The organism is Streptomyces sp. NBC_00236 (genome assembly GCF_036195045.1).
Taxonomy (GTDB): Bacteria; Actinomycetota; Actinomycetes; order Streptomycetales; family Streptomycetaceae; genus Streptomyces.
Window position 1 is genome coordinate 5,696,263 of record NZ_CP108100.1, and the last position, 23,582, is coordinate 5,719,844.

General features: G+C 71.3%; 25 protein-coding genes. 14 read left to right on the forward strand and 11 right to left on the reverse strand.

The features are described from left to right. Positions 1–54: 54 nt before the first annotated feature. Both OG446_RS25830 and OG446_RS25835 read right to left on the reverse strand, forming a co-directional pair. Positions 55–312: a WhiB family transcriptional regulator gene (locus tag OG446_RS25830; protein ID WP_003953983.1), complete on the reverse strand. Its 258-nt coding sequence runs from the start codon at positions 310–312 to the stop codon at positions 55–57. A gap of 318 nt (positions 313–630) precedes the next feature. After that, a complete protein-coding gene (locus tag OG446_RS25835) occupies positions 631–1,599 on the reverse strand; it encodes a diacylglycerol/lipid kinase family protein (RefSeq protein WP_328896266.1) in 969 nt (322 codons plus the stop codon). A 243-nt stretch (positions 1,600–1,842) separates the two neighbouring features. Here OG446_RS25835 and OG446_RS25840 point away from each other — a divergent pair, with 243 nt between their 5' ends. Next, positions 1,843–2,235, forward strand: coding sequence for a hypothetical protein (locus tag OG446_RS25840; protein ID WP_328898415.1), 393 nt, complete (start codon positions 1,843–1,845; stop codon positions 2,233–2,235). Between the two features lie 61 nt (positions 2,236–2,296). Here OG446_RS25840 and OG446_RS25845 read toward each other — a convergent pair whose 3' ends face one another. The 3 genes from OG446_RS25845 to OG446_RS25855 form a co-directional block, all read right to left on the reverse strand. Beyond that, positions 2,297–3,223 (reverse strand): RNA polymerase sigma factor SigF, encoded by a 927-nt coding sequence (locus OG446_RS25845; RefSeq protein WP_389262063.1) that lies wholly within the window; start codon positions 3,221–3,223, stop codon positions 2,297–2,299. 50 nt (positions 3,224–3,273) lie between these two features. Next, complete coding sequence (locus OG446_RS25850) at positions 3,274–3,687, reverse strand: anti-sigma regulatory factor (protein ID WP_067163834.1); 414 nt, start codon at positions 3,685–3,687, stop codon at positions 3,274–3,276. 231 nt (positions 3,688–3,918) lie between these two features. Then, positions 3,919–4,179, reverse strand: coding sequence for a UBP-type zinc finger domain-containing protein (locus OG446_RS25855; protein ID WP_326658031.1), 261 nt, complete (start codon positions 4,177–4,179; stop codon positions 3,919–3,921). Between the two features lie 35 nt (positions 4,180–4,214). On the opposite strand from OG446_RS25855, the gene OG446_RS25860 reads away from it, so the two are divergent. Next, positions 4,215–5,816, forward strand: coding sequence for a Na+/H+ antiporter (locus OG446_RS25860; RefSeq protein ID WP_328896267.1), 1,602 nt, complete (start codon positions 4,215–4,217; stop codon positions 5,814–5,816). Here OG446_RS25860 and OG446_RS25865 read toward each other — a convergent pair. The 4 genes from OG446_RS25865 to OG446_RS25880 all read right to left on the reverse strand — a co-directional run bounded on the left by OG446_RS25865 (position 5,792) and on the right by OG446_RS25880 (position 9,284). Continuing rightward, positions 5,792–6,763 (reverse strand): 1-aminocyclopropane-1-carboxylate deaminase/D-cysteine desulfhydrase, encoded by a 972-nt coding sequence (locus OG446_RS25865; protein ID WP_328896268.1) that lies wholly within the window; start codon positions 6,761–6,763, stop codon positions 5,792–5,794. The two genes, OG446_RS25860 and OG446_RS25865, sit on opposite strands and share 25 nt — an antisense overlap. 41 nt (positions 6,764–6,804) lie before the next feature. Further along, entirely contained in the window at positions 6,805–7,383 is a 579-nt protein-coding gene (locus tag OG446_RS25870; RefSeq protein ID WP_328898417.1) for an N-acetylmuramoyl-L-alanine amidase, read from the reverse strand. 161 nt (positions 7,384–7,544) lie between these two features. Next, the gene (locus OG446_RS25875) at positions 7,545–8,741 is read right to left on the reverse strand and encodes a globin domain-containing protein (protein ID WP_328896269.1); all 1,197 of its coding nucleotides are present in this window, start codon (positions 8,739–8,741) and stop codon (positions 7,545–7,547) included. Positions 8,742–8,834: 93 nt separating this feature from the next. Next, positions 8,835–9,284, reverse strand: coding sequence for an RrF2 family transcriptional regulator (locus tag OG446_RS25880; RefSeq protein ID WP_328896270.1), 450 nt, complete (start codon positions 9,282–9,284; stop codon positions 8,835–8,837). A gap of 179 nt (positions 9,285–9,463) precedes the next feature. Here OG446_RS25880 and OG446_RS25885 point away from each other — a divergent pair, with 179 nt between their 5' ends. From OG446_RS25885 to OG446_RS25905, 5 genes are all read left to right on the forward strand, one after another. Further along, positions 9,464–10,870 carry a family 2B encapsulin nanocompartment shell protein gene (locus tag OG446_RS25885; protein ID WP_328896271.1) on the forward strand — a complete coding sequence of 469 codons (1,407 nt, stop codon included), beginning with the start codon at positions 9,464–9,466 and terminating at the stop codon, positions 10,868–10,870. 142 nt (positions 10,871–11,012) lie between these two features. Further along, entirely contained in the window at positions 11,013–12,059 is a 1,047-nt protein-coding gene (locus OG446_RS25890) for a family 2 encapsulin nanocompartment cargo protein polyprenyl transferase (protein ID WP_328896272.1), read from the forward strand. A 325-nt stretch (positions 12,060–12,384) separates the two neighbouring features. Beyond that, positions 12,385–13,053, forward strand: coding sequence for a DUF6304 family protein (locus OG446_RS25895; protein ID WP_328896273.1), 669 nt, complete (start codon positions 12,385–12,387; stop codon positions 13,051–13,053). A gap of 198 nt (positions 13,054–13,251) precedes the next feature. Continuing rightward, positions 13,252–14,247, forward strand: coding sequence for a DUF1648 domain-containing protein (locus OG446_RS25900; protein WP_328896274.1), 996 nt, complete (start codon positions 13,252–13,254; stop codon positions 14,245–14,247). 2 nt (positions 14,248–14,249) lie between these two features. Further along, positions 14,250–14,609, forward strand: a complete 360-nt coding sequence (locus OG446_RS25905) for a GntR family transcriptional regulator (RefSeq protein ID WP_328896275.1) — start codon at positions 14,250–14,252, stop codon at positions 14,607–14,609. 145 nt (positions 14,610–14,754) lie between these two features. Here OG446_RS25905 and snpA read toward each other — a convergent pair whose 3' ends face one another. Beyond that, entirely contained in the window at positions 14,755–15,435 is a 681-nt protein-coding gene (gene snpA / locus OG446_RS25910; protein WP_328896276.1) for a snapalysin, read from the reverse strand. 256 nt (positions 15,436–15,691) lie between these two features. On the opposite strand from snpA, the gene OG446_RS25915 reads away from it, so the two are divergent. From OG446_RS25915 to OG446_RS25940, 6 genes are all read left to right on the forward strand, one after another. Beyond that, the gene (locus OG446_RS25915) at positions 15,692–16,642 is read left to right on the forward strand and encodes a LysR family transcriptional regulator (protein WP_328896277.1); all 951 of its coding nucleotides are present in this window, start codon (positions 15,692–15,694) and stop codon (positions 16,640–16,642) included. A 97-nt stretch (positions 16,643–16,739) separates the two neighbouring features. Continuing rightward, positions 16,740–17,753, forward strand: coding sequence for an NAD-dependent epimerase/dehydratase family protein (locus tag OG446_RS25920; RefSeq protein ID WP_328896278.1), 1,014 nt, complete (start codon positions 16,740–16,742; stop codon positions 17,751–17,753). A gap of 152 nt (positions 17,754–17,905) precedes the next feature. Then, positions 17,906–19,273, forward strand: a complete 1,368-nt coding sequence (locus OG446_RS25925) for a choice-of-anchor A family protein (protein WP_328896279.1) — start codon at positions 17,906–17,908, stop codon at positions 19,271–19,273. Positions 19,274–19,386: 113 nt separating this feature from the next. After that, positions 19,387–19,731: a DUF952 domain-containing protein gene (locus tag OG446_RS25930; RefSeq protein WP_328896280.1), complete on the forward strand. Its 345-nt coding sequence runs from the start codon at positions 19,387–19,389 to the stop codon at positions 19,729–19,731. Beyond that, entirely contained in the window at positions 19,728–20,663 is a 936-nt protein-coding gene (locus OG446_RS25935; RefSeq protein WP_328896281.1) for an SDR family oxidoreductase, read from the forward strand. The genes OG446_RS25930 and OG446_RS25935 overlap by 4 nt, the downstream gene beginning before the upstream one ends. Positions 20,664–20,693: 30 nt before the next feature. After that, positions 20,694–21,308 (forward strand): nucleotidyltransferase domain-containing protein, encoded by a 615-nt coding sequence (locus OG446_RS25940; RefSeq protein WP_328896282.1) that lies wholly within the window; start codon positions 20,694–20,696, stop codon positions 21,306–21,308. An 82-nt stretch (positions 21,309–21,390) separates the two neighbouring features. Here the strand turns inward: OG446_RS25940 and OG446_RS25945 are convergent, their stop codons facing one another. Further along, complete coding sequence (locus OG446_RS25945; RefSeq protein WP_328896283.1) at positions 21,391–22,011, reverse strand: TetR/AcrR family transcriptional regulator; 621 nt, start codon at positions 22,009–22,011, stop codon at positions 21,391–21,393. Positions 22,012–22,112: 101 nt separating this feature from the next. Between OG446_RS25945 and OG446_RS25950 the strand changes: the two genes are divergently transcribed. Further along, positions 22,113–23,570 carry an MFS transporter gene (locus OG446_RS25950; RefSeq protein WP_328896284.1) on the forward strand — a complete coding sequence of 486 codons (1,458 nt, stop codon included), beginning with the start codon at positions 22,113–22,115 and terminating at the stop codon, positions 23,568–23,570. Positions 23,571–23,582: the final 12 nt, after the last annotated feature.

Here is a 23,582-nt window from a genome sequence, read left to right on the forward strand (position 1 = left end):
GATGCGCACGCTCTGTACGCGCCGCCTGGCTGAGGTTCGTAGCGGTGGCGTCGGTCAGGCGCTGGCGTTACGCGCCCGGTTGCGAGCGGCGCGGCGCTTCATTGCGCGGCGCTCGTCCTCGCTGAGGCCACCCCAGACGCCGGAGTCCTGGCCGGACTCGAGCGCCCACTGCAGGCACTGCTCCATGACGGGGCAGCGACGGCAGACGGCCTTGGCTTCCTCGATCTGCAGCAGCGCAGGACCGGTGTTGCCGATGGGGAAGAACAGCTCCGGGTCTTCCTCACGACAAACGGCGTTGTGACGCCAGTCCATGGCTGCTACCTCTCCTTGGTATACGTACTGTGGCTTGTGAATGTGAACGCTTTCACGAATCCCCCCGCAAGTGTCGGGCCGACGCCCAGATGAACTGGTTGTGGTCCTGTGCAGTGAGGAGGGGTTCTGGCTCTCAGTGGAGGCCGTTGTTGCGGGCCGTCCCGATCGCCATGTAGAGATTCGCAAACCTCGGCGACGGATACAACCCCTTCTGGAAAGTTTTTTTTGATTCCTCGGTGTCGGCTAGGTCACAGCCGTACTTCTAGAGGGTGGAGCCCAGTCCAAACGTTCGAGTTAAAGGACTTTGGTCCCTTCCACTCACACAATCACACGCAGTGCACGGCGTACGCCTGTGAACGTCACACTTGTACGCAGCCCCAGGTGGTCACCGTCCATCTGAAGGGGCAGTGGGGCCTTTGAATGCAAGGTGAAGTCCGTGAGGTCATGGAGTGAAACCGCGTGCTTGCCGCGCGGGCCCTTTTCCGGGCTCGAAGTGAGCAGCTGCGTGGCGTACCGCGTGACGGCAGGGGTGGACAGTCGCTGCAGGCCGAGGACGTCCAGGCCGGTGTCGAACGACGCCTTCGGGGAGGCGTAGATCGGCCGGTTCCCCAGGTAGGTCCAGGGAGCCGTGTTGCAGATTATGGAGAGCGCGAGGTCGGTGACCGGGTCCTGGCCGGGCACTTCCAGCGTGATGATTCCCTGCCGTCGGTGCGGCTCCTCGAGGAACTGGCGCATCACCTGGCGTACGTACAGCGCATGGGTCGAACGCTTGCCACGCTCGCGCTGCTGTTCGACGCGGCCGATCACACCGGCGTCGAATCCGAGGCCGGCGCAGAACGTGAACCAACGCTCCGGGACCGATTCGTCCTCCGTGCCCGGGGTGCCGGCCGCCAGACCGAGGCCGACCGTCCGTTCGGTGCGGTTGGCCAGCGCGTCCAGGATGGCGCCGGTCGCCTCCACCGCGTCGTTCGGGAGACCGAGGGCGCGGGCGAAGACATTGGTCGAGCCGCCGGGGACCACGGCGAGTTTCGGCAGGTTGTCGATGTCGGGGCCCTTGTGGAGCAGGCCGTTCACGACCTCGTTGACCGTGCCGTCACCGCCGAGCGCGACCACGAGATCGATGTCGTCGCTGTCGGCGGCCCGTCGTCCCAGGTCACGTGCGTGCCCGCGGTACTCCGTGGACACGGCCTCCAGCTTCATTTCGCTGGCCAGTGCATGAATCAGCACGTCACGGGTCCGCGCACTGGTGGTGGTAGCAGCTGGATTGACCACAAGAAGTGCGCGCATGACCGCCAGACTACCTACCGCGAGGTATCGGCCTGAAGTCCTGCCCGGATGCCTTCACGCTGAGTGACCGTGCGGGCGCGATGGGCCGGTCCGTGCCCGGGTGCACCTCCCGGCGGAAGGCGTGACGACCCCGGCTTCACTTTCGTGTGCCGGGGATGCCAACCTGCAAGGGTGAGTACTCAGCAGAACGCGCCCTCGCCGACGCCCTCGGCCGAACCGCCGAAGCCGGCCAGGCTCACGCTCGTGGCCGGCCTCAGCGCCCTCGAAGGAGCGGCCCTCGTCATCGGCGGTGTCGCCATGCTGGTGATGGGGCTGCTCGGCCGCCCCGACAGCCCGCAGCAGGCCGAAATGGGCGGCCTGACGCTGATCGCCCTGGGGCTGATCCCGCTCTTCGCCGCCCGCGGACTGCTTCAGCGGCGGAGCTGGAGCCGCGGCCCCGCACTCATCACGCAGATCATCGCGCTGCCGGTGGCCTGGACGCTGCTGCGGTCCCAGGGGGCGCTGATCCCGGCCGGCATCGTGCTCGCAGCGGTGGCGCTGACCGCGCTGTACCAACTGGCCCGCCCGGCGACCATCGAGGCGCTCGGCATCCGCAGGCCGGGCGCGGCGCCCGACACGGACAGCGCCGACGCCTGAGGCGCGCTACGGCAGCCTCGGGCCGGCCGGACGGGTGCCGTCCGGCCGCCCCCGCGCCCGCCTACTCCTCGACGAGCAGCCGCTCGCGCAACTGGGCCAGGGTGCGGGCCAGCAGCCGGGAGACGTGCATCTGCGAGATGCCGACCTCCTGAGCGATCTGCGACTGGGTCATGTTGCCGAAGAAACGAAGCAGCAGAATCCGCTTCTCGCGCGGCGGCAGGTCCTCCAGCAGCGGCTTGAGCGACTCCCGGTACTCGACACCCTCCAGTGCCTCGTCCTCGGAGCCGAGCGTGTCCGCGACCGCGGGGGACTCGTCGTCCGTGTCCGGCACGTCCAGCGAGAGCGTGCTGTACGCATTGGCCGATTCCAGGCCCTCCAGGACCTCTTCCTCGGAGATGCCGAGCCGCTCCGCCAGCTCGTGCACCGTGGGCGAGCGGCCGTGCTGCTGGGAGAGTTCCGCGGTCGCCGTGGTCAGCGACAGCCGAAGCTCCTGGAGCCGGCGCGGCACCCGCACCGCCCAGCCCTTGTCGCGGAAGTGCCGCTTGATCTCGCCGACGACCGTGGGGGTCGCGTACGTCGAGAACTCGACGCCGCGCTCCGGGTCGAACCGGTCCACCGACTTGATCAGACCGATCGTGGCGACCTGGGTCAGATCGTCCAGCGGTTCGCCGCGGTTGCGGAAGCGCCGCGCCAGGTGCTCCACCAGCGGCAGGTGCATACGCACCAGCCGGTTGCGCAGCTCCGCCTTCTCGGGTGACCCGTCCGGGAGCTTGCCCAGCTCGATGAACAGCGCCCGCGCCCCGCTGCGGTCGTGTGGATCGTGGTGCCCGTGCTCGCTCATCTGGCCCGCCCGCTCCGCCTGCGACTTCTCCACCGCGACCGTAATGCCGGCGGGCCCCTGCGCCCCGTCCACCGCACGGGGCAGCTCCGCCCCGTCCACCGGATGAGGCAGGGCCTGCTGCTCCGGGATGCCTGCTGGGCGCACCACCCCCGGTCGGATCGTCTCGTCCCGCACAGGACCGTCCCCGTTCCCGTTGCTCACGCCGGCCCGGGTCCCGCGCCGCGCTGTTTGTACAGGCTGATGCTGACCGTACGGTCATCGGCGACCGAGGAGTCGACCTTTCCGGCCAGTGCGGAGAGCACCGTCCAGGCGAACGTGTCGCGCTCCGGGGCCCGGCCGTCCGTCGTCGGGGCCGAAACCGTCACCTCGAGAGAATCGTCGACGAGCCGGAACACGCAGCTGAGGACGGAACCCGGCACGGCCTGCTGGAGCAGAATCGCGCAGGCCTCGTCGACCGCGATGCGAAGATCCTCGATCTCGTCGAGAGTGAAGTCCAAACGCGCTGCGAGACCGGCCGTGGCCGTACGCAGCACCGACAGGTAGGCACCCGCAGCGGGCAGCCGGACCTCTACGAAGTCCTGATTCCCGGGCTCGCCTGCGATCTGGGACACCCTCACCTCCAAGGTGGCACAAACTCTTCGAGGATCCGGGAAGGGTCGCCCGGAGCCATGCGGTACGTCTTCGGTTCTTGGTCCGGCGACGCTATCGCGATCCATGATGCCGTGTCGCCGAGACCCCATCCCATGACTGTCACTCATGGTAAGCCCATGAGTACACACAGTGGCTAGGGGTCTGCGGCGGTCAATTACGAACAACAGGCGCCGGTTTGACGTACCCAGACGTCAGACGATCGAACCGTCCTCGAAGCACCAGCGCCAGCTCTCGCCGGCCTCGAAGCTCCGCATCACCGGGTGACCGGTCTCCTTGAAGTGCCCCGTGGCGTGCTGGTGGGGTGACGAATCGCAGCAGCCGACATGCCCGCAGATCAGGCAGAGTCGCAGTTGCACGGGGTGGGTGCCCGCCGCCCGGCATTCGAGACAGGTCTCGGAGAGGGCTGCGGGCTCGGGGCGCGGCAGGTCCGGTACATGCGGGCACTCGCTCATGATGGCCAGGTTACGACGGATGCGAGGACCGTGAGATGGACGCATTGCCACTGGTGGCACTGGTCGCGGCGAGTGCGGCGACGGCCGGTCTCGCCCGCCGGACGCCGGTGCCGGCCCCCCTGCTGCTGGTGGCCCTCGGGCTGATCGGCTCGTACGTTCCCGGGGTGCCGGAGTACACGCTGGACGCGCACATCGTGCTGCCGCTCCTGCTGCCACCGTTGCTCTACACGGCGGCCGTGGACAGCTCGTACCTGGACCTGCGGGCCAACATCCGCCCGGTCGCGCTGCTCTCCGTCGGCTACGTGCTGTTCGCCACCGTCGCGGTGGGCTGGCTGGCGTACCGGCTGGTGCCCGACCTGCCGCTCACGGCCGCGCTGGTGCTGGGAGCCGTCATCGCCCCGCCGGACGCCGTCACCGCCGCGGCCATCGCGCGCCGGGTCGGCCTGCCCGCCCGGGTCACGACCATCCTCCAGGGCGAATCCCTGGTGAACGACGCCACCGCGATCACCGCCTACAAGGTGGCGCTCGCGGCGGCCGTGGGCGAGGGCATGAGCTGGGGCGGCGGGATCGGCGAATTCCTGCTGGCCTCGGTCGGCGGGGTCGGCGTCGGACTGGTCCTCATGGTCCCGCTGCACTGGCTCCGCACGCACCTCAGGGAGCCCCTGCTCCAGAACACCCTGTCGCTCCTGATCCCGTTCGTGGCGTACGCGGCCGCCGAACGCGTGCACGCCTCCGGAGTGCTCGCGGTCGTCGTCGTCGCGCTCTACCTGGGGCACCGCTCCTGGCAGGTCGACTTCGCCACCAGGCTCCAGGAGGCCGCCGTCTGGAAGATGGTCGCGTTCATCCTGGAGTCCGCCGTCTTCGCCCTGATCGGCCTTCAGCTGCCCTTCGTACTGAAGGGGCTCGGTACGTACGCCGTCACCGAGGCACTCTGGTACGGGGTGGCGGTGTTCCTGGCGGTCGTCGTCGTCCGGTTCGTCTGGGTCTATCCGGCGACCTATGTGCCCCGCCTGCTGTCGAAACGCATCAGGGAACGCGAACCCGAGACCAACTGGACCTCACCGCTGATCGTCGGCTGGGCCGGGATGCGCGGCGTCGTCTCGCTCGCCATCGCCTTCTCCATCCCGATGCTCACGTCGGACGGCGAGGAATTCCCGGCCCGCAACCTGGTGCTCTTCCTGACGTTCACCACGGTCATCGGCACCCTGGTCATCCAGGGGCTCACGCTGCCGCTCCTGGTACGGGTCCTGAAGCTGCCCGGGCGCGACCGGCAGGCCGAGACGCTCGCCGAGGCGCAGGCCCAGAGCGAGGCGTCCACGGCCGCGGAGGCCCGCCTGGAGGAACTCCTCACGGACAAGCGCAACTGCCTGCCGCAGCCGCTCACCGACCGGCTGCGCACCGTTCTGGAGCGCCGCCGCAACGCCGTCTGGGAGCGCCTGGGCGCGGCCAATCCGGTGACGGGGGAGTCGGCGGACGACACCTACAGGCGGCTGGCCGGCGAGATGATCGAGGCCGAGCGCGAGGTCTTCGTACGGCTGCGGGACGAGCGCAGCATCGACGACGAGATGATGCGGACGCTGCTCAGGCGCCTCGACCTGGAGGAGGCCGCGGCCTACCGGGAGGAGTCGGACGACTGATCCTCCTGGGGCGCGTCAGGACGCCCCGTGATGACGGCCGCGACCGCGCATCCGGCGGGGAACGCGCCCTCACCGGCCAGCACGGTGAGCGCGTACAGGAGTTTGGCCACATAGAGCCGCTCGACCGGCAGCCCGTGCCGGTCCTCGAAGTCGTCGGCGAACGCGTGCAGGGCGGGTGTGGTGCGGGCGTACCCGCCGAAGTGGAAACGTTCGTCCAGGGACCATGTGCCGGCCGGTCCGCCGAACGCCTCCCGCTGGAGGTCCCGGACCGCGTCCCCCAGGAAGCCGCCCCGCAGGACCGGGACGCCGAGGGCGCGCTGTCCGGGTGCCAGTCCCGCGGCCAGCCCGGCGAGGGTGCCTCCGGTGCCGCAGGCCACCGCCGCCACGCCGGCCGTCCTGCGCAGCTCGCGGCCGAGCTCTGTGCAGGCCTGTGCGGCCAGGGCGTTGCTGCCGCCCTCCGGGATGACCTCGCACTCCCCGTAGGCGCTCAGCAGGCCCGCCAGGACCTGCGGATCGCCCTTGGCGCGGTACGTCCGGCGGTCCACGAAGTGCAGCAGCATGCCGTCGGCCGCGCACCGGGCCAGCGAGGGGTTGAGCGGACGGTGGGCGAGTTCGTCGCCCCGGACGACGCCGATGGTCCGGAAGCCCAGCAGCCGGCCCGCGGCGGCCGTGGCCCGCAGGTGGTTGGAGTAGGCGCCGCCGAAGGTCAGCACGGGACGGCCGGCGGCCGCGCGGAGGTTCGGGGCGAGTTTGCGCCACTTGTTGCCCGGCAGGTCCGCGTGGATCAGGTCGTCGCGCTTCAGGAGGAGCGTCACGCCGTGGCGGGCGAAGCGCTCGTCCACGGCCGGCTGCAGCGGTGACGGGAGCACCGGCCGCAGCCGGGAGAGGCCGGGGTCCTGGCCGGAGTACCCGGCAGGACCCGGCGCGTCGGAGGGCGTGGAGGGCATGGCCCCATTGTCGCCGCGCCCCGGCCGGAGCGGGCCCCGGGCTACTTCAGGCGGTCGTGGATCCGCGCCCGCATGGAGGTCATCGAGAAGCCGCGCGGGTCGACCTTGCCGGGCTGCCACTCCCGGTGTCCGATGACCGACCGGGAGTTCCAGCCGTGGTGGCGGCAGACCGCGGCCGCCGCCTTCTCGATGGCTTCGAGCTGGACGGCGGGCCAGGGGTCCTTGCCGTCGCCGAGGTTCTCGCACTCGAAGCCGTAGAAGTGCCGGTTCCCGTCGGTGTTGGCCTCGTTGTCCGACGGCAGGCCCTTCTCGGCGATGACGGCGCGCAGGACGTCGTCGTCGCCGAGCCCGGCGTGGTTGGCCCGTCCGTAGCCGACCAGGTGGATCCGGCCGTCCTTGGCGATGACGCCGTGGCACAGCGGACCCGGCAGCGCGGTGTAGCCGTCGCGGCAGATCCGGACGGTGGCGGCGGTGCCCTTGGTGACCGTGTGATGGATCATCACGCCGTTGACCGGCCCCCAGGGGCCCTTGTGGTTGCGGTTGTGGGTGCGCCAGTCGCCGACCTGGACGACGGTGAGCCCTTCGTTCTTCAGCGCGGCGAGAAAGGTGCTCGCGGACATGGGTGAGGACATGACCGACTCCTTCGTGCGTGGGGGGAGTGTGTCCGTACAGCGCTTGTACCCGACGGACGGGGTCCCGGACCAGTCACGGGGAGATTTCGGGGCCCTGTTCGGACGGTGTGCGAGCCGATCCGGTCAATTCCGCGAGCACCGGCGGCCGCTCAGCCCTGGGCGAGCCACAGGTCGGGGCCGAACACCTCGTAGTGGATGTCGGCCGCCGGGACGCCCTTGGCGAGCAGTTGGGTGCGCACCGCCCGCATGAAGGGCAGCGGGCCGCAGAGGTAGGCGTGGGTGCCGGACGCGATCGCCACGCCGGTCAGGTCGACGAGGCCGGTGCGGTCCGCCGGGTGGCCCTGCTCGGGGTTCTCGTACCAGAAGTGGGCTGCGGCGTCGGGGAGTTTGGCGGTGAACAGGGCGTGGTCGGAGCGCAGCGCGTGGTCGGCGGGGGAGCGGTCGCCGTGCACCACGGTCACCGGGGCGCGGTGGCCGGAGTCCGCGAGGTGCTCCAGCATCGACAGCATCGGGGTGCAGCCGATGCCCGCGGAGGCGAGCAGGAGCGGGGCGTCGGTGGACTTCAGTACGAGGTCGCCGTACGGGGCGGAGACGCGGAGCCGGTCACCGGCGCGAACGTGGGCGTGCAGCTGCTGCGAGACCTCGCCGTCGGGGGCGCCGTCGCCGTGCATCCGCTTGACGGTGAACGAGCGGAGGGCCGAACCGGGGGCGCAGGAGAGGCTGTACTGGCGTATCTGGCGGGCCCCGTCGGGGAGTTCGACCTGCACGGACACGTACTGGCCGGGGCGGAAGGCGGGGGCGGGGGCGCCGTCGGCCGGACGGAGCTGGAACGTGGCGACGTCCGCGGTCTCCTCGGTGCGCGAGACCACCTCCGAGTCGCGCCAGACGTCGCCGGCGACGACGCCCTGCTGTGCGTACAGGCGTTCCTCGATGGCGATCAGGGCGTTGGCCATCAGCCAGTAGACCTCGTCCCAGGCGGCGGCGACCTCGGGGGTCACCGCGTCACCGAGCACTTCGGCGATGGCCGCGAACAGGTGGGTGTGCACGACGTCGTACTGGGCGGCCGTGACGCCGAGCGAGGCGTGCTTGTGCGCGATGCGGTCGAGCATCACGTCGGGACGGGTTCCGGGGTGTTCGACCAGTTGGGTCGCGAACGCGGCAATGGAGCCGGCGAGCGCCTGACGCTGGGCGCCGGAGGCCTGGTTGCCGCGGTTGAACAGGTCGCGCAGCAGCTCGGGGTGGGCGTCGAACAGCTTGCGGTAGAAGAGATCGGCGATGTCCCCGATGGCCGCGCCCACGGCGGGAAGCGTGGCACGGACGGTGGCGGTCGACGGCTCGGAGAGCATCGTTAACTCCTCGGATTCAGAATTGGCATCTCAGATGCGCATTTAAAATCAGTGTAGGAACCGGGCCGTGGGGCCGGTCCGGCGGGGGGTGGTTCAGGCGTCCGCGGGCGGTCTGCTGCTGATGCCGATCAGCAGCGGGCCGGTCGGCGAGGAGACCAGTTCGGTGACGGTGAGCGGGTCGAGCGAGGCGTAGAAGGCCTCCGAGGCCGCACGCAGGGCGTGGCGCAGCCGGCAGTCCGACCGCAGGGGGCACGGGGTGGAGCCCTCGCACTCGACGACGTCGCCCGGGCCTTCGAGCTCGCGGACGAGCCCGCCGATGGAGGCGGAGCGGCCGGCCGGGGTGAGGGCGAGTCCGCCCCCGCGGCCCCGTCGTGCCTCGACCAGGCCGAGGTGCTGGAGGCGGGCCACGACCTTCGCGGCGTGGGAGTACGGCACCTGCATGGTCGCCGCCACCTCCCGGGTGGTCGGCGGGTCCTCGTTCGCCACGACGGCCAGACGCATCAGCACGCGCAGTGCCACGTCGGTGAATCTCGTCAGTCGCATGGCGGTCACGGTAGGTGAATGTGCATTCCGTATGCAAATTAACCGGGCCGGCGGGCATCGCGCAGCGTTGTGCCCAGCCCAAAGCCCGATTAGTCACACTCTTTTGTGTAATGGCGTGGCGAGTCTGCATGCTGAAAGGTTCTTCTCGCAGGTCAGCTGATGAATCGAGAGGACGACAGATGTCCGTTGGTGAAGAGGTTCAGAACGCGCAGGTGCCGCCGCAGCAGAGTCTGGGCACGGCAGCCGCGCGGAACCTCGCGACGACCACCAAGTCCGCTCCGCAGATGCAGGAGATCACCTCACGGTGGCTGCTGAAGATGCTTCCGTGGGTTCAGGTGCAGGGCGGCACGTACCGGGTGAACCGCCGGCTGAGCTACTCGGTCGGAGACGGCAGGGTGACCTTCGTACAGACAGGGGACAGGGTCTCCGTGATCCCCGCCGAGCTCGGTGAACTGCCGGCTCTGCGGGACTTCGGGGACGAGGAGGTGCTCGCCGAACTGGCCAGGCGGTGCGAGCAGCGCGACGTTCCCGCCGGACAGCTCCTGGCGACGGCGGGCGAGGCGGCGGACCGGGTCTTCCTGCTGGCGCACGGAAAGGTCGAGAAGATCGGTACCGGGCCCTACGGGGACGAGACGGTCCTCGGAGTCCATGCGGACGGCGCCTACTTCGGAGACCACTCCCTGATCGAGGGCGACGCCCTCTGGGAGTACACGGCCCGCGCCGTCACGGCGTGCACGGTCCTGACCCTGACGCGGGCCGATGTGCTCAATCTCGCCGAGCGGGCCGAATCGCTGAGCACCCATCTCGCCGCGTTGCTGGCCATCCCGCACCAGCGCACCAACAAGTACGGCGAGGCGGAGATCGACCTCTCCGCCGGGCATGTCGGCGAGGCCGTCGTCCCGCACACCTACGTGGACTACGAGTCCGCGCCCCGCGAGTACGAACTGAGCGTGGCCCAGACCGTCCTGAAGGTCCACAGCAGGGTCGCCGACCTCTACAACCAGCCGATGAACCAGACCGAGCAGCAGTTGCGGCTCACGGTCGAGGCGCTCCGCGAGCGCCAGGAGCACGAGCTGATCAACAACCGGGAGTTCGGCCTGCTCAACAACTGCGACTACGGGCAGCGGCTCCAGCCGCACGACGGGGCGCCCACACCCGACGACATGGACGAACTGCTGTCGCGACGCCGCGGATCGAAGCTCTTCCTCGCGCACCCCCGGGCCATCGCCGCCTTCGGCCGCGAGTGCAACAAGCGCGGTCTGGTGCCGGAGAGCGTGGACGTCGGCGGACACCACGTGCCGGCCTGGCGCGGGGTTCCGATCTTCCCGTCCAACAAGATCCCGGTCACGGACGCCCGCACCACGTCGATCATCTGCATGAGGACCGGCGAGGCCGAACAGGGCGTCATCGGCCTCCAGCAGACGGGCATCCCGGACGAGATCGAGCCCAGCCTGTCGGTCCGTTTCATGGGGATCGACGAGCAGGCGATCATCTCCTACCTCGTGACGGCCTACTACTCCGCGGCCGTCCTGGTCCCGGACGCCCTCGGTGTCCTGGAGAACGTCGAGGTCAGCCGCTGGCGGTGAGTCCGCGGGGTCCCGGGCCCGCCGGGGCCGGGACCCCGTCGGCCGCAGCCGACGCACCCACAGCAACCACCCACGTCGCCGGTCCCCGGGGCGAAAGCCATCGGGGGCCGGCGACGGCAACGACCGGGGTGACCGATTGACCATGACCCGTACCGACGCCGCCGCCACCGAGGGCAACGAGGCCGCGGCGCTCCTGGAGTACACCCGGACCCTCGTCGACCCGCATCTGCGGGCAGCGGTCGCCTCACTGCCGGGATCGATCCGGCGCGTGGCGATGTACCACTTCGGCTGGGAGCACGCCGACGGCAGCCCCGCCGCGGGCGGTGCCGGCAAGGCGATCAGACCCGCACTCGTCCTGGCCGCCACCCGTGCGCTCGGCGGTGATCCCAGAGATGCCGTGCGGGCCGCCGTCGCCGTGGAACTGGCCCACAACTTCACCCTGCTGCACGACGACGTCATCGATGAGGACCGCACCCGCCGCCACCGGGCCACGGCCTGGACCGTCTTCGGAATCCCCGACGCCGTCATCGCGGGCGACGCCATGCTCGCCCTCGCGCAGCGGCTCCTGGCCGAGGACGCGCGCGCCGTGTCGGGCCGCGCATCGGCCCGGCTCTCCACCTGCGTCATCGAGCTGTGCGCGGGCCAGCAGGCGGACTGCGCCTTCGAGGAACGCGGTCCGGACGAGGTCACGTTGGACGAGTGCCTCACCATGGCGACGGCGAAGACGGGAGCGCTGCTGGGCTGCGCCTGCGCACTGGGCGCGCTCTACGCGGGCGTGGACGAGCGTGCGGTCGGAGCGATGGACGGCTTCGGCCGGGAGGCCGGGCTCGCCTTCCAGCTCATCGACGACCTGATCGGCATCTGGGGTGACCCCGCGCAGACCGGGAAGCCGGTCGGGGCCGACCTCGCCGCCCACAAGAAGTCGCTGCCCGTGGTCGCCGCGCTGACCTCGGGCACTCCGGCGGCGGCGGAGCTCGCCGCGCTCTACCGGGGCCCGATGAACACGGCCGGTGAGATCAGTCGTGCGTCCGACGCCGTCGACCGGGCGGGCGGGCGCGACTGGGCCCAGGTCTGCGCCGCGGACCGCATGGCACGCGCGGTGCACCACCTGTCCCGGGCCGTGCCCGATCTGTCGGCGGCGGGCGATCTCCTGGCCCTGGCGGAGTTCGTCACCCGCCGGACGCACTGAACGGGGGCGGAGGTACGGAACGGGGGCGGAGGTACGGAACGGAGGCGGACGCACGGAAGGGAGCCGGGCGCACGGAAGGGGCCGGACGCACTGAACGGGGGCGACCGCACGGAAGGGGCCGGACGCGCTGAACGGAGGCCGACGCGCGGAACGGAGGCGGACGAAGGGAACGGAGCCGGGCACACGGAACGGGGCCGGACGCACTGAACGGAGGCCGACGCACGGAACGGCGGCCGACCGAAGATCGGCCGAGGTCACAGGGGTCGGGCGGCGAAGTGGAGGGCGGCACGGGGAGTGTCCGAGCCAGGGGCTACAGTCCCTGCCCATGACAGATGAGTCGTGGGCAGGGTGGTACCGGGACCGACAGGGCTCCGATGCCGTCATCCTCACCACCGACGGGCAGCAACTCCGGCTTCGTATCAGGGGCGTCGATTTCGAGGGCGAGAGCTTCGATGCCCTGTGCCCGGTGGCGGGCATGCCGCCGGAGAGCGGGATGTTTGCCCTCGCCGACGGGATGCTCAACGACTGCGTCCTGGAATGGGACCTGCCGTTCCCCGTCACGGCGGACGGCGAGCTCCATCAGGCCACGCTGAGCTGCCTGTTGTCGCTGCGCAGGCCCGACCCGTATCTCTATCTGGAGCTGCGCTACGGCGGTGCGGCCTTCCGGTCCCACCGTGCCGAGAGCGACTTCGGGGCCGCGCTTGCCACCATCCAGCGCTCCCTGCCGCCCGGGATCCGGCTCCGGACGTGCATCGCGTGCGCCTTCTCGGACTACTTCCCGGCACCCGGCCGAGGGCTCTCCGGCGGCCTCGCCTGCTTCCGGGGCGCCAAGGAGGCCTACCGCGGGGCGGCGGGCGAGGACGACGTGCTGGACCTGTGGGACCGGCGCAGCGGATTCGTCCAGGAGGTCTGGAGCTGCCGCGAGTTCGAGCCCCGCCCGGAGACGGGTGCGGGCACCGGCCACCGCGGCGCGTTCCCGCTCGAAACGGCCTGACCGCAGCGGCGGGCTTCCACCTGCGGCCCGCGTGACACGCGACATGACACCCCCTCAACCGGCCTGCCCTCAACCGGCCTGACGGCTCGACGCCGTCGGGCCGGTTCGTCGTTCCGGCCGTACCCGGGTCGCCGCGCCCTCAGCGGAAGGTTGCCGCACCTTCATTGTTCTACTAGCATGCGAACAATGGAGGTATTGATGAACCGGAAGAACACCGGCCGCGCGGCTCTCGCCACGCTGCCGTTCCTGCTGGCCCTCGCCGCCGACCTGATCCTTTTCGCCACACGCCGTGACCGCCTGCCCGCCCAGCTGGCCAGCCACTTCGTGGGCAACGGCAGGGCGGACGACTACGCGGGCCGGACCTCGTACGTCGTCATCACCACGGTGCTGCTCGTCGGTACCGGTGCGCTGTGGGCCCTGATGACCGCCCGGGGAGGGTTCCACGGCCGGGCGTACCGGGGAGCGGTCGCCTCCGGCTATGCGGTCGCCGGCTTCCTGGGGTACCTGATGGCGGTGGTCCTGCTCGTCAATGTGGACGCCGCCGAGGACGGGCAGGGCCGAGCCCAGGACGTCTCGTTCCCGATGTGGCAGCTGGCCGCCGCGCTGGGGGTGGCCGCGCTCGCCTTCGGGCTGGGGCTGCTGCTGGCCGCAGTCGTTGCCGTACCGGAGGAGCCGTCGATGGACGGACAGGCGGACGGGGCGACGGCGGGCGGGGAACGGATCACGCTGGCCGCCGGGGAGGTCGCGGGCTGGGCGCGCAGCGCCGGGAGCCGGTGGCTGCTTCCGGCGGCTGCCCTGACCTGTGCGGGAGGAGTCGTGCTGCTGTACACCCTGGGCTGGATCGCAGCGGTTCCGCTCCTCGTGCTCGGGCTGCTCCTCGTGACCTTCGCCCGCCCGAACGTGGCCGTGGACCGGCGGGGGATCACCGTCTCCGGGATGCTGCCGTGGCCGCGCGTCCGGGTACCGCTCGACCGGATCGAGGCGGCGGCCAGCCGGGACATCAAGCCGCTCACCGAGTACGGGGGCTGGGGCTACCGGATCCGGCCTGGGCGCACCGGCGTCATGATTCGTTCCGGCGAGGGGATCGTGGCACGGTTGGCCGACGGCCGGGACTTCGCGGTCACGGTCGACGACTCGGCGACGGCTGCCGCGCTCCTCAACACCCTGATCGACCAGCGCCGAACGGAACACTGACCATGCTCTTCAGGGTCGACCCCACCTCCACCGTGCCGCTCGGCGACCAGATCGCGGCCTGTGTGCGCCGCGCCGTCGCCGACGGGGCCGTGACCCCGGGCGAACGCCTGCCCGCCGCCCGGGCGCTCGCCGAATCGCTCGGAGTGAATGTGCACACGGCCCTGCGCGGCTACCAGCGGCTGCGCGAGGAAGGGCTGATCGAACTGCGGCGCGGCCGGGGCGCGGTCGTCGCGGACGGCGCCTCCCCACACCGTGCCAGGCTGCTGGAGCGCGTGCGCGAGGTGGTCGGCGACGCGCGACGGCTCGGGATGACGGAGGACGAGCTGTTGTCCCTGGTCCGGAGCGAACTCGCCGCCGGATGACAGCCTCCGCGCGCCGACTGTCCGCGAACGGGCGCACCGGTTGCCCGCGAACGGGCGCGCCGACTGCCCACGCGACTGTGCCGCCCGGCTGCCCGCGAAGGGCCACCCCGTCCTGCGAGGTGGCCCTTCGCGGCGGGGAGCGGGGTCAGGAACCGCTGCCTGCGAGCGCGGCCGCGAAGCCGTACTGCCAGAGGTAGTTCACCCGGCCGCGCTCATTGGAGTTCGGATACGGGTTGGTGCACGAGGGGCCGGGGCCCCCGCCTGACATCAGCTCGCTGCACGGACCCGAGTAGTGGTCCGGCAGGCCGAGGACGTGCCCGGTCTCGTGGGCCGTCACCCGGGTGGAGTTGTACTGCCGGTTCTGCGCGTAGTCGAGGAAGATGTACCCGTTGCCGTGACCGTCCGTGCTCGCGTAGGAGCCGCTCGGGTCGTTGCCCTCGTAGTACGAGAAGTCGGCGTTGGACCCCTCCTGAAGCCGGACGTTGGAGACGGAGCTGTTCCAGATCTGCGCGCTGCTGGCTATCTGCGAACGGAAGCTCGGTGCGTTGGCGGCGCTGTAGACGATGGTGACGGCCTGGACGCCCGGCTGCGCGGCGCGCTTCTCGGCCACCGACTTCGCCACGGCCTCGAAGAACGCCTTGTTGGCGGCGGCGCTCTCGTGCGATCCGGAGTGGGAGGTGTACGCGACGTGATCGGCGGAGGCGGACGTGGGCGGAGCGGCGGGCGCCGGGGCGGTGGAGGCGATCGCGGGGGCGGTGCCCAGCGCGGCGGCGAGGCCGAAGCCGAGGCCGATCACGGCGGACATGAGGGTCCTGGGGTGTCTCATGGGGGGTTCTCCTACGGGTTACCTGCCGGGGGCCCGTCCGGTCATCGGACGCGAACGGGGGCGGTACGCAGCGAGTGTCGGGGAAACGGGGCGCCGTGCGGATGATGCCAACCGGCGATAGCGCCGCCCTATCGCCCGTCAGGGCCCCGCGGAAGACCACACGATGCCGATCACACCAACAGCTGTTGAATTGCCGTCGTTTGATCGGGTTACGGCGTCTGGTGCGGTACGACTCCGCCGCCTTACTCTCGGCTGCATGGAGCTTGAGGTGAGGCACCTCAGGGCGCTCTGCGCCATCGCCGACACCGGCAGCCTGCACCGGGCGGCCCGCAGACTGGGCGTCAGCCAGCCCTCGCTCACCACCCAGCTGCGCCGCATCGAGAACACGCTGGGCGCGGAGCTGTTCAGCCGCGAACGCACCGGCTGCCGCCCCACGCTGCTCGGCCGCGCGGTCATCGGCCGGGCACGCCCCCTCCTCGACGGGATGAGCGCACTGGTCACCGACGCGAAGGCGGAGGTGGACGCCGCCGGGGCCGGTGGTCCGCGGCTGCGGATCGGCTGCACCGCGAGCCGGGTCATCGGCGGCTGGCTGCGCAGACTGCGGATCCGGCTGCCCGGCACGGACATCTCGCTGCGGGTCGACGTGTCGGCCCGCGCACTGCTGCGCGCGGTCGGGGCGGGCCGGCTCGACGTCGCCTTCGTGCACGAGGTGGAGGGCTGCCCGCTGTCCGTTCCCGAGGGACTGGAGCAGCGTGTTCTGCTGGACCGCGAACCGCAGTTCATCTCCATGTCCCGCGACCACCCGGCGGCTGCCCTGCCCGTCGTCGACCTGGCCGACCTGGCCGCCGACCGGTGGATGGTCGACCCCACGGTGGACGGCGAATGGGACGGCCTGCGCCGGGTGTTCGGCGCCGCCGGAGTCGCGCCGACCGTGCTGCACGGCGACTACCTCACCGCCGCGTCGCTCGTCGTCCTCGGAGAGGCGGTGGCGCCGTGCCAGCCCACTTCGGGCCCGCGGGACGACATGGCCATCCGCCCGCTGCGCGACGACCCGCTCGCCGTCCGGCTGCTCCTGGTCTCCCGGCCGGGCGCCGATATGACGGTGGTGTACGGGGAACTGGAGGCCGCGTACCGGGAGGCGGCACAGCGGGCGGCCGGCTATCACCAGTGGCTGCTGCGTCACCGCAGCCCGCTCGCCCTCTCCTGAGCGCGGGGCGGCGACACGCTGCGCGATTCAGCCGACAGCGATTCCGCCGAGAGCGAGGACCGTTCCGGACCGGGGCGCGGGCGGGCAGAGTCGGGGCATGAGGCTTCTGATCCTGGGTGGTACGGAATTTGTCGGCAGGGCCGTCACGGAGGCCGCGCTCGCACGCGGCTGGGAGATCACGGTGTTCCATCGTGGACGCCACGCACCACCGCCCGGAGTGGCCCAACTGCTCGGCGACCGCACCGAGAAGGACGGCCTCGCGGCGCTCGCCGCGGTGGCCGAGCCGGGCGACGGGACGTACACCTGGGACCTGGTCGTCGACACGTGGAGCGGTGCTCCCTCGGCCGTGCGGGACGCGGCCCGGCTGCTGTCCGGCCGCGCCGCGCACTACGCGTACGTCTCCAGCCGGTCGGTGTACGACTACCCGGCACCGGCGGGCCTGCCCGAGGGCGGTCCGCTGGTGGCGGGCGCCTCGCCGGACGCCGGTGGCGACGTCCCGTATGCGCAGGCCAAGCTCGGCGGTGAACTGGCCGTGCAGGACGCCTTCGGTGACCGGGCACTGCTGGCACGCGCGGGGCTGATCATCGGCCCCTGGGAGAACGTCGGCAGGCTGCCGTGGTGGCTGACGCGGATCGCCCGCGGCGGCCCTGTGCTCGCGCCCGGTACACCGGACCTCGACCTCCAGTACATCGACGTCCGCGACCTCGCGGAATGGCTGCTGGACGCCGCCGGGAAGCGCCTGCACGGTCCGTACAACCTGGTCAGCCGTCCCGGTCACACCACGATGGGCGGGCTGCTGAACGCCTGTGTGCGGACCACCGGTTCCGACGCCGAGCTGCGCTGGACCGACACCGAGCGGATCCTCGCGGCGGGCGTCGAGCCCTGGACGGACCTGCCGGTCTGGCTGCCGCCGGGGGAGCTGTACGACACGCTCCACCAGGGCGATGTCAGCAGGGCGTACGCAACGGGCCTGCGCTGCCGGCCGGTCGAGGAGACCGTTGCCGACACCTGGGCCTGGCTGTGCGCCATCGGTGGTACGGCGCCGCAGCGTGCCGACCGTCCGCTGAAGGGCGTCGACCCGGCGATCGAGGCGAAACTACTGGCCGACTGACGGCGGCTGTCGCCGTACGGGTGACCCACGGCCGACGGCAGTCGGCGGATCGGGGCCGTTCGTCCGGCGTGGCATGTCCGATGCGTAGTCTAAAAAGCTGCATATTGCGCTGTATGGGAGCAAAAGAGCGCAGAAACGGTCAAAGGCGCCGCGTGGCGGTGACAGTGGCGGCAGCGGCCGCCGTGGTGGGCGCCTTCGCCCCCACGGCCGCTGCCGACTCGCTGCCCGGTGGCCTCGGCCCGTGCCTCGGGAGCGACTGTCCCGTCACGTGGCCGGATCCGAACAGCGACGACGTCATCTACCACGACAGCAACATCAACATCTTCGTCGGCGGCGACTACCTGGTCAGGGAGGCGGCGGCAGAGGCCGAGGGCAAGATCGTCACCCTCGGAAAGTTCGACATGACGAAGCGGGACGGCGTGTCCCAGATCTACAACGTCGGTGTCGCCGGCGGGGGTTCGCGGGTGCCGCCGCCCAACGGCTCCGACTACCTGACGGTGGGCGGTGACCTCAGCATCCAGACCGGTAAGCGGCTCCTCGCCGAGGAGGGGCCCAACTACGGGGTCGTGCGCTACGCCCGGACCCTGGCCGGGACGGTCATCCCCGACCCGGTCCACGATGCCGACGCCACCGATCCGTACACCGCGCTCCGCGACCAGCTGACGGCGGCCAGCCACTGCTACGCGTACGACGACAACGAGGAGCACCGCCGTCCGACGACCGGGACGGTGCGGAACAGTGGCGCCGAGACCGTCTTCACCGGCGACGGCATTTCCGCCCTCCAGGTCTTCGCGGTGGACGCGGACCTGACCACGGCCGCGGGCGGCCAGCAGGGCATCGTCTTCAACGCCGTTCCGGACGGTGCGACCGTGCTGGTCAACGTCTATGGCGGCATGCGCAACATCAGTACGTACATGGACTCGTTGCCGCAGTCCGGTCTCCGCGAACACCTCATGTGGAACTTCCCGGACGCCACCGAGATCGGGCTGAAGGGCACCGGCCAGTTCCAGGGCAGCGTGCTGATCGGACAGCAGTCCAGCGTGGCGACTCTCGCGATGAGCGGAACCAACGGGCGCTTCTACAGCGCGGGTTCGCTGACCCACACGTCAGAGGGGGAGTCGGGCGGCCAGGAGCTGCACGCCTACCCGTTCGACGGTGATCTGCCGGACTGCGGAGAGGAGCCGTCACCGTCACCGACGCCGACGGACTCCCCGACACCGACCCCGACGGACTCCCCGTCACCCACCCCGACGGACTCCCCGTCACCGACGCCGACGGATTCGCCCACGCCGACGCCCAACCCCTCCGACAGCCCCGGGCCGTCCCCCTCGGAGTCGACGCCCGCCCCTCACCCCACCCCCACGGACAGCGGGTGGCCCGGACCGCCCCACGACGGCGGACAGCTCCCGGACACGGGTGCGCGCGGCGGTGAATGGGTGATCGGCGGAATCGCGGCCGCCCTGCTCGTCGCCGGTTCGGCGGCCACGCTCATCGCCCGCAGGACGCGCCGGCGCGGCTAGTGCCTCTCCCGGCAGGCTTCGCCCCCGTCGCGTCTTCCCGCACGCACGCTCGCCGCGTCGGACGACGCTCCTCATGGGGCGAACCCTGCCGGTCACGGCACTAGCTTTGGCCCATGGCCGAACTGCTGCACCTGACCGAACGCCCGTTGTGGGAGGCGGCCCGCGGGACCGGGACGTACGAGATGTCCACCCGCGGCCGCACCCTGCACGAAGAGGGCTTCATCCACTGCTCACTGCCTCACCAGCTCGCCGGTGTGGCCGAGTTGCTGTACGGGTCCGGAGCGGGTGACCAGGACCTGGTGGTGCTCGTCATCGACACCGACCGGCTTCCCGTGCCCGTGCGCTACGAGTCGCTGAGTCCCGGTGGCGAGGAGTTCCCGCACATCTACGGACCGGTCCCGGCCGAGGCGGTCGTGGAGGTTCGCCCCTGGCCGTACAAGAAAGGCAACCCCTCATGAGTCCCACAGGCCCCACGCAGGATGCCGAAGACGCCGCGTTCGGCGGCCCCCTCACCGCCGTCACCGGAGCGAGCGGCGCGCTCGGCGGCCGGGTCGCGAAGCGGCTGGCCCGGGCGGGCGTCCCCGTACGGCTCCTCGGCCGCGACCCGTCCCGGCTGCCCGAATTCCCCGGCGCCGACACCGCGCCGCCGGCCCCGTACGGGGACGGCGAGGCCATGCGCCGCGCGCTGGCCGGGGCGCACACCCTGTTCCTCGTCTCGGCGCACGAGAGCCCGGACCGCGTGCACGAGCACACCACGGCCGTGGACGCGGCGGTCGCGGCGGGCGTCGAACGGATCGTGTACGTCTCCTTCCTCGGCGCCGCACCGGACGCGACGTTCACCTTCGCCCGGGACCACTGGGACACCGAGGCCCATATCCGGGTCTCCGGTGTCCGGCACACCTTCCTGCGCGACAGCTGGTATCTGGCCGGTCTCCCGGCGATGACCGGCGCCGACGGTGTCCTGCGCGGACCGGCCGGCGACGGAAGAGTCGCCGCGGTGGCCCACGAGGACATCGCCGACGCGGCGACCGCCGTCCTCCTGTCCGGCACCGACCCCTCGGGCCCGACGCACGACGGGGAGACGTACGACCTCACCGGGCCCGAGGCGTTCACCCTCGCCGAGGCCGCCGAGGAACTGGGCCGGGTCACCGGACGGACCATCACCTACGTGCCGGAGACCCGGGAGGAGGCCTACGCCTCACGGTCCGGCTACGGGGCGCCGGACTGGGAGGTGGCCGGCTGGGTGACCTCGTACGAAGCCATCGCGGCCGGGGAGATGGCCACCGTCTCCGATGCCGTGGCCACCCTGACGGGCCGGCCGCCCATGAGCCTGGCCACGTACCTCCGCGAGCACCCGGACAGCTACCGCCACCTCCTGACCGGCAACTGAGCGGCCGGGAGGACGATCCGAGGGGACCCGATGCGCACGGAAACACCCTGGGGCCCCTGGGAGCCGATGTCCCTGGCCGACGCCGTACACCTGCTCGCCCCGCTGCGCACGCCGTGGTGGATCGCGGGCGGGTACGCGGTCGAACTGGCCGTGGGCCGCGCCTTCCGGGACCACGGTGACATCGACGTACTGCTGCTGCGCCGCGATCAGCTCGCCGTCCAGCGGCTCCTGCCGGACGGGCAGTGGTGGGCCGCCGATCCGCCCGGCACGCTGCGGCCCTGGCTCCCCGGCGAGATCCTCCCGCCGCAGGTCCACGACATCTGGTGCCGGCCGGGCACGGGCGAACCGTGGCGGGTGCAGTTCATGCTCGACGAGGCGGAGGACGGTGACTGGGTGTTCCGCCGCGACCCGCGGATCCGCCTCCCGTTGGAGCGGCTCGGCAGGGTCTCCGACGACGGCGTGCCCTACCTCGCGCCGGAGGTCCAGCTCCTCTACAAGGCCAGGTCCCGACGGCCCAAGGACGACCAGGACTTCGAGGCCGTACTGCCCGTTCTCGGCGAGGACGGGCGCGCCTGGCTGACGGAGACGATCACCCTGGCCGAGGGCGCGGGCCATCCCTGGGCGGCCCGCCTGCGGACGAAGTGACCGCACTCAGTCACGTACCGTCCTGCACGCACCTCAACTCATGTACGTCCCGCACGCACCTCAGCTTACGTACGTACCGCACTCACTTCACGTACGCACCGGCCTTCGCCGCCACGGCCGCGGCATCGGCTGCGCGGTCGGCGGCCGCCTCGTCGAGCGGGTCGCCGCTGGCCAGCAGGCGGTAGTAGAGGGGGGCCGACACGGCGCGGATCACCTCGTCGGGATCGGTGCCGGCGGGAAGCTCGCCGCGCTCGACGGCCTCGGTGACGCACCCGGCCCACTCCTTGATGCGGACCGCGTAGAACCGGTGCAGGGCCTGGGCCGTGCGGGCGTCGCAGGTCGCCGCGGCGATCACGGACCGGAACAGGGCGCCCTGGCGTGGGTCGGTGAGCGTCGACAGTACGAGGCGGGCATTGGCCCTGAGGTCCTCGGCCAGTGAGCCGGTGCGGGTCCGCGGCGAGGACTGCTCGGCCATGTCGTCGAGCAGGTCGGCGATCAGACCGGTCGTGGTGGACCAGCGCCGGTAGACGGTCGTCTTGCCGACCTCGGCGCGGCGTGCGACATCGGCGAGATCGAGCCGGTCGAAGCCGTGCTCCGCCAGGGCGTCACCTGCCGCGCGCAGGACGGATTCACGGACCCGGGCGGTACGCCCGCCGGGCCGGACCGTGCCGGGCTCCACGTTCTCCGCACTCTCGGAAGTCATAACGGGTCTCCAGTTCCATTAATGGCCGTTCCTCTGCTACGGTCATCCCATCTTAACGGAACTCCAGACCCGTTAAAACTCCCGTCCGAGGAAGGACGACCATGTCCGCACCCAGCCAGATCCAGCAACGCGGCGCGACCGCTCCCGCCGTGGCCCCGCCGGCGACTCCCCGCATGACCGGGCGGCAAAAGCTCGTCCTCACCCTCCTCCTCGGCGCCCAGTTCATGATCGCCGTGGACTTCTCGATCCTGAACGTCGCACTGCCCGTCGTCGGCGAAGGACTCGGCTTCTCGCTCCCGAACCTTCAGTGGATCGCCACCTCCTTCGCCCTGGCCGCCGCCGGATTCACCCTCCTGTTCGGCCGCATCGCCGACCTCGTGGGCCGCAAGCGTCTCTTCGTGGGCGGCATGGTCGTCCTCGGCGCCTCCTCGGCGCTCGGCGGACTGGCGACCTCCCCCGAGGTCCTGCTCACGGCCCGGGTCCTCCAGGGCCTCGCCACGGCGGCCGTCACCCCGGCCGGACTCGCCCTGCTGACCACCGCGTTCAAGGAGGGCCCGCTGCGCGAACGCGCCCTCGGCCTCAACGGCGCCCTGATGTCCGCGGGCTTCACCGCGGGCGCGATCCTCGGCGGACTCCTCACCGACCTGCTCTCCTGGCGCTGGGCCTTCTTCGTCAACGTCCCCGTCGCCGCCCTCGTCGTCGCGCTCGCCCCGTCCGTCCTCACCGACTCACGCCCGGCGGCCCGCCCCCGGCTCGACATCCCGGGCGCCGCGACCGTCACCGGTGGACTGCTGCTCCTGGTCTACGGACTGACCCAGGCCGGCGCGGCCGGCTGGACCGCGCCCACCACCCTGACCGCCCTGCTCGCCGGCGCCGCGCTGCTCATCGCCTTCTGGTTCGTCGAGAAGAGGTCCGCCGCACCGCTCGTCCCCGTACGCATCCTGAAGCGCCGCAGCGTCATCTGGGGCAACGCCACAGGTCTGATCGCGTTCGTCACCGAGACCTCGCTGGTCTTCCTGCTGACCCTCTACCTCCAGGAAGTCCTCGGCTACTCGCCGCTGGCGACGGGTCTCGCCTTCGGTGTCCTGGGCATCGGCACGGTGATCGGCGGCACGCTCGGCGGCCGGGCCGTCGGCCGCTTCGGCAACCGGACGACCATCGTCGCCGGGGGCATCATCCAGGCCGTGGCCACGCTCACCCTGGTGGCACTCGGCACCTCCGGGTCCTGGATCTGGCTCCTGCTGGCCGCCACGTTCATCGGTGGCATCGGCAACATGCTGATGATCGTCGGCTTCATGGTCACCGCGACCTCCGGCCTCCCCGACGACGAACAGGGCCTGGCCACGGGCCTCGCCACGATGACCCAGCAGGTCGGCATCACCATGGGCATCCCGATCATGAGCGCCATCGCCACGGCCCGGATGTCCGGCCTCGGCGACGGCGACCCGCAGACCGTCCTGTCCGGGGTCTCGCTCGCGATCCTGATCAACTCCGCCCTCGTCCTGGCGGGAGCCCTGCTGGCCGGAGCCTTCCTCGCGCCGCGGCGCGAGGCGCGCTAGCAACGGTGCGGA

Excerpts from the sequence above, each read along its gene's own strand:
- OG446_RS25915 (WP_328896277.1), top strand. The coding sequence starts at position 15,692 with ATGGAGCTTGAGGTGAGGCACCTCAGGGCGCTCTGCGCCATCGCCGAC.
- OG446_RS25875 (WP_328896269.1), bottom strand. The coding sequence starts at position 8,741 with ATGCTCTCCGAGCCGTCGACCGCCACCGTCCGTGCCACGCTTCCCGCC.
- OG446_RS25895 (WP_328896273.1), top strand. The coding sequence starts at position 12,385 with ATGACAGATGAGTCGTGGGCAGGGTGGTACCGGGACCGACAGGGCTCC.
- snpA (WP_328896276.1), bottom strand. The coding sequence starts at position 15,435 with ATGAGACACCCCAGGACCCTCATGTCCGCCGTGATCGGCCTCGGCTTC.
- OG446_RS25830 (WP_003953983.1), bottom strand. The coding sequence starts at position 312 with ATGGACTGGCGTCACAACGCCGTTTGTCGTGAGGAAGACCCGGAGCTG.
- OG446_RS25945 (WP_328896283.1), bottom strand. The coding sequence starts at position 22,011 with ATGACTTCCGAGAGTGCGGAGAACGTGGAGCCCGGCACGGTCCGGCCC.
- OG446_RS25880 (WP_328896270.1), bottom strand. The coding sequence starts at position 9,284 with ATGCGACTGACGAGATTCACCGACGTGGCACTGCGCGTGCTGATGCGT.
- OG446_RS25950 (WP_328896284.1), top strand. The coding sequence starts at position 22,113 with ATGTCCGCACCCAGCCAGATCCAGCAACGCGGCGCGACCGCTCCCGCC.
- OG446_RS25930 (WP_328896280.1), top strand. The coding sequence starts at position 19,387 with ATGGCCGAACTGCTGCACCTGACCGAACGCCCGTTGTGGGAGGCGGCC.
- OG446_RS25835 (WP_328896266.1), bottom strand. The coding sequence starts at position 1,599 with ATGCGCGCACTTCTTGTGGTCAATCCAGCTGCTACCACCACCAGTGCG.
- OG446_RS25890 (WP_328896272.1), top strand. The coding sequence starts at position 11,013 with ATGACCCGTACCGACGCCGCCGCCACCGAGGGCAACGAGGCCGCGGCG.
- OG446_RS25940 (WP_328896282.1), top strand. The coding sequence starts at position 20,694 with ATGCGCACGGAAACACCCTGGGGCCCCTGGGAGCCGATGTCCCTGGCC.
- OG446_RS25860 (WP_328896267.1), top strand. The coding sequence starts at position 4,215 with ATGGACGCATTGCCACTGGTGGCACTGGTCGCGGCGAGTGCGGCGACG.
- OG446_RS25935 (WP_328896281.1), top strand. The coding sequence starts at position 19,728 with ATGAGTCCCACAGGCCCCACGCAGGATGCCGAAGACGCCGCGTTCGGC.
- OG446_RS25870 (WP_328898417.1), bottom strand. The coding sequence starts at position 7,383 with ATGTCCGCGAGCACCTTTCTCGCCGCGCTGAAGAACGAAGGGCTCACC.
- OG446_RS25920 (WP_328896278.1), top strand. The coding sequence starts at position 16,740 with ATGAGGCTTCTGATCCTGGGTGGTACGGAATTTGTCGGCAGGGCCGTC.
- OG446_RS25855 (WP_326658031.1), bottom strand. The coding sequence starts at position 4,179 with ATGAGCGAGTGCCCGCATGTACCGGACCTGCCGCGCCCCGAGCCCGCA.
- OG446_RS25900 (WP_328896274.1), top strand. The coding sequence starts at position 13,252 with ATGAACCGGAAGAACACCGGCCGCGCGGCTCTCGCCACGCTGCCGTTC.
- OG446_RS25885 (WP_328896271.1), top strand. The coding sequence starts at position 9,464 with ATGTCCGTTGGTGAAGAGGTTCAGAACGCGCAGGTGCCGCCGCAGCAG.
- OG446_RS25865 (WP_328896268.1), bottom strand. The coding sequence starts at position 6,763 with ATGCCCTCCACGCCCTCCGACGCGCCGGGTCCTGCCGGGTACTCCGGC.
- OG446_RS25905 (WP_328896275.1), top strand. The coding sequence starts at position 14,250 with ATGCTCTTCAGGGTCGACCCCACCTCCACCGTGCCGCTCGGCGACCAG.